Origin of the sequence: Myxococcus sp. AM009 (assembly GCF_013372605.1) — a bacterium.
GTDB lineage: Bacteria > Myxococcota > Myxococcia > Myxococcales > Myxococcaceae > Myxococcus > Myxococcus vastator.
The window spans coordinates 1-3,799 of the sequence record NZ_JABXEP010000294.1 but is presented as its reverse complement, the minus strand read 5'-3'; the positions used below and the strand labels follow the sequence as shown (position 1 = coordinate 3,799).

The following is a 3,799-nucleotide window of genomic DNA, read 5'->3' as shown; positions in this document are numbered from 1 at the left end:
CCCCTGCCCCAGCGTCGCCCACGCCCCGCCTCGGCCCCAGGCACGCGCCAGCAGCGCCCCCGCGCCGGTCAGCACCATGCCGGCCACGGCGTAGACGGCCGCCACTCGCAACAGCAGGCCTGGGATGACGGGCCGCACGGCCGCCATCAACGCGGCGTAGGGGCCCTCCACCGGGATGTCCATGCCCACGACACCCGAGCGCAGCAGCAGCCACGACTCGGCGGCGAACAGCAACACGCCCAGCACGGCCCCCACCAGAAGGCGCGGCCACCAGGACTGGAGAATGCCGGAAGGGGGGGATTCGGGCATGACCTCCTCTTCTATACCCGATTGAAACAGGCGTGTGCCGACCGGACGACCGCCCCCCGCCAAGGTGCGCTCCGCGCGAGGCCATTGCAGAATGGCGGGCCTTGACTCCGCCTCGAATGGCAGCCAGCGAGGGCCCTGCGTCACCGCACGGCGCCCATCCCGATGAGGGCCAGGACCTGGTGAGCCGGGCGCTGGATGCCGAACGTCATCACAACGCACGGCAGATGGCGCGGCTGCGACTGCTGGCCGTCACCCTGCTGCTGGGCGTCGCGCTGTATCAAGGCGTCGCACGGGGCATGGCGGACTGGGAGGTCTACCTCGTCCCCCTGGGCATCTACTGGCTGTGCACCGTGGCTGGACGGGTGGCGGTGTCACGCTGGCCGCGAAGCGCCTCGTGGGCCGGACTGACGCTGGCCTTCGTGGACGCGCCCGCCATCTACTGGATGCAGCACCTGGCCATTCCCGTGTCCCCCTCCCCAGGCGGCGTGGCCGGCTTCACGCTGGGCATCTACACCGTGCTGGTGCTGCTGGCGGCCCTGTCGCTGCGCCGCTCCGTCACCGCGGTGGTCATGGCCGTCGCCAGCGTCGGCGTGGTCCGGCTGCAGGCCGAGGCGGACATCGGCGTGGGCGCCCAGGTGGCCGCGGTCGTCCTCCTGGGCATCATGGCGGCCGGCGCCCACCACCTGCTGGGCCGCATCCGCTCCCTCACCGCCGCCGTCTCCCAGGAGGCGCTGAAGCGCGCCCGCCTGGGCCGGTACTTCTCGCCCTCAGTAGCAGAGCGACTGCAACGACAAACCTCGCTGGCCCCGGAGCTCCGGGAAGTCACGGTGCTGTTCGCCGACCTCCGGGACTTCACCGCGCTGAGCGAGCGCATGCCACCGGGCCAGGTAGTGGAGCTCCTCAACGAGTACTACGGCCGCATGGTGGAGGTGGTGTTCCGCCACGGGGGGACGCTCGACAAGTTCATCGGGGACGCGCTCATGGTGTACTTCGGCGCGCCGCTGGACGACGCGGAGCACCCCCTCCACGCGGTGCGCTGCGCGCTGGACATGGTGGTGGAGCTGGAAGGCGTCAACGCCGCCCGGGCCGCCCGGGGCGCCCCCGTGCTGCGCATGGGGGTGGGCGTCCACACCGGCCCCGTCATTCTGGGGAACATCGGCTCCACCACCCGCCGCCTGGAGTACACCGCCATCGGGGACACGGTGAACGTGGCGTCCCGCATCGAACAGCTCACCAAGGTGGCCGGCGTCACCGTCCTCGCCTCCCAGGCCACCCGGGAGCGCTGCGCGGAGGCCTTCGCCTGGGCGCCGGTGAGCCCCACCCTGGTGCCCGGCAAGCGACTGCCCGTGGCCACCTTCGCACCGAGTGTAGGACAACCCAGGGCCGGGCTCGCGACCGGCTGATCCACCCCCTGTCCGGGCCCATGCCCACCCACCACCCCGGTTTCGCGCAACGCCCGCTTCTGGGCCTCCTAAGTGGGCTACATGGTTGAGGGTTTACGTTGACGCACCCGCCGAGGGCTCCTTATAAAGCCGCGGATTCTTCTCCCTTAGTCATTGGGGCCCCCTTGAGCACTTTCGCGTTGGACAGGGTCTCCGCCCAGCTCCCAGAGGCGGTGGCGGATCGCTACGTGGACCGGACCGGAGGCGCCTGGGCCGTCATCCATGCAGACTCGCTCCCGAAGGTCGCCGCGTTCCTGAAGAACGACCCGGAGCTGGAGTTCAAGCTGTTCGGCTCCATCGACGCCGTGGATCGGCTGCACCTGGCGGAGAACGACCCTCGCTTCGAGGTCGTCTACTTCCTCTACTCCCTCAAGCGGCACGAGCACGTGCGGCTCAAGGTGCGGGTGAGCGAAGCCAACCCGGTGGTCCCCACCCTGGTGCCGCTCTTCCGCGGCGCCAACTGGTGGGAGCGGCTGACCTTCGACTTCTACGGCATCCGCTTCGACGGGCACCCGGACCTGCGCCGCATCCTCCTCTACGACGAGTTCGAGGGGCACCCCCTGCGCAAGGACTACGCGCTGCGCGACCGGCAGCCGCTCATCCCCGAGCGCCCCATCAAGGACATCTTCCGCGGCCCCGGCACCAGCGGGCTCTCCTGAGCGAGGACATCCATGGCTGACACCCTCAAGCCCGAAGCGCCGAACCCCGACACCGACGCGTACGCCCACGAGTCGGAGCTGGAAGCCCATCTGCAGACCAAGCGGATGGTCATCAACATGGGCCCCTCCCACCCGGCCACGCACGGCACCGTGCGGCTGAAGGTGGAGCTCGAGGGTGAGACGATCGTCAAGATCGACCCTGAGATCGGCTTCCTGCACCGCGGCTTCCAGAAGAGCTGCGAGAACGTCACGTGGACGCAGTGCCTGCCCTACACGGACCGGCTCAACTACCTGTCCGCGATGATGAACAACTTCGGGTTCCTCAACGCCGTGGAGAAGCTCATCGGCCTGGAGATTCCCGAGCGCGCCCAGTACATCCGCGTCATCGGCTCCGAGCTGCACCGGCTGACGGACCACCTGACGTGCGTGGGCGCCACCGGCCTGGAGATGGGCGGCTTCGCGCCGTTCCTCCTCGCCATGGAGTTCCGCGAGCTGCTCCATGACCGCACCGCCGAGCTGACGGGCGCGCGCCTCACCACCAGCTTCGGCCGCGTGGGCGGCAGCAACCGCGACCTCCCCGAGGGCTGGATTGCCCGCGTCCACAAGACGCTGGACCAGGGCCAGGCGCTGCTCGACGAGATGGAAGGCCTGCTGACGAACAACCGCATCTTCGTGGACCGCACGAAGGGCACGGGGGTCATCAGCGCCGAGGACGCCATCGAGTACGGCTACACCGGCCCCGCCCTGCGCGCGTGCGGCGTGGACTACGACATCCGCAAGACGAAGCCGTACTGGGTCTACGACCGGCTCGACTTCGACATCCCGCTGGGCGAGCACGGCGACAACTACGACCGCTACCTCGTCCGGCTCGAGGAGATGCGCCAGTCCATCCGCATCCTGCGCCAGGCAATGGACACCATCCCCGCGGGCCCCATCATCGTAGATGACTGGCGCATCGCGCTGCCGCCCAAGCCCGAGGTCTACGGCACCATCGAAGGCGTGATGTCGCACTTCAAACTGGTGATGGAGGGCATCCAGGTGCCCCCCGGTGAAGTCTACGACGCCACCGAGGCCTCCAACGGCGAGCTGGGCTGGTACCTGGTGAGCGACGGCCGCGGCCGTCCGTACAAGGTCCACGTGCGCGCGCCGGGCTTCCCCGTGCTCGCGGCCGTCCCCCACATCATCGAAGGCAAGATGCTGGCGGACCTCATCCCCACGTTTGACACCATCAACATGATCGGCGGCGAGGTCGAGCAGTGAGCGACAACGACACGAAGAAGCCCACCGGTGATGCGCAGCCGCCTCCGAAGGGGGCGCCCACGGACACGCCCGCGGCCAAGATTGGCCCGGAGCCGTCCAACCCGCCCGCCGGCGCGAAGCTGGACACCC

General features: G+C 69.4%; 3 protein-coding genes and 1 pseudogene. 3 read left to right on the top strand and 1 reads right to left on the bottom strand.

All coding sequences use genetic code 11. From position 1 onward, the window contains the following. Positions 1 to 309 (bottom strand): annotated as a pseudogene (locus tag HV824_RS35060) (sulfatase); the annotation flags it as partial. Positions 310 to 425: 116 nt separating this feature from the next. Here HV824_RS35060 and HV824_RS35055 point away from each other — a divergent pair. From HV824_RS35055 to nuoD, 3 genes are all read left to right on the top strand, one after another. After that, a complete protein-coding gene (locus HV824_RS35055; protein ID WP_176425211.1) occupies positions 426 to 1,712 on the top strand; it encodes an adenylate/guanylate cyclase domain-containing protein in 1,287 nt (428 codons plus the stop codon). A gap of 179 nt (positions 1,713 to 1,891) precedes the next feature. After that, complete coding sequence (locus HV824_RS35050; RefSeq protein ID WP_020478794.1) at positions 1,892 to 2,410, top strand: NADH-quinone oxidoreductase subunit C; 519 nt, start codon at positions 1,892 to 1,894, stop codon at positions 2,408 to 2,410. A gap of 12 nt (positions 2,411 to 2,422) precedes the next feature. Further along, entirely contained in the window at positions 2,423 to 3,670 is a 1,248-nt protein-coding gene (nuoD, locus tag HV824_RS35045; RefSeq protein WP_176417306.1) for an NADH dehydrogenase (quinone) subunit D, read from the top strand. Positions 3,671 to 3,799: the final 129 nt, after the last annotated feature.

Coding starts and splice junctions, on each gene's coding strand:
- HV824_RS35055 (WP_176425211.1), top strand. CDS start 426: ATGGCAGCCAGCGAGGGCCCTGCGTCACCGCACGGCGCCCATCCCGAT.
- nuoD (WP_176417306.1), top strand. CDS start 2,423: ATGGCTGACACCCTCAAGCCCGAAGCGCCGAACCCCGACACCGACGCG.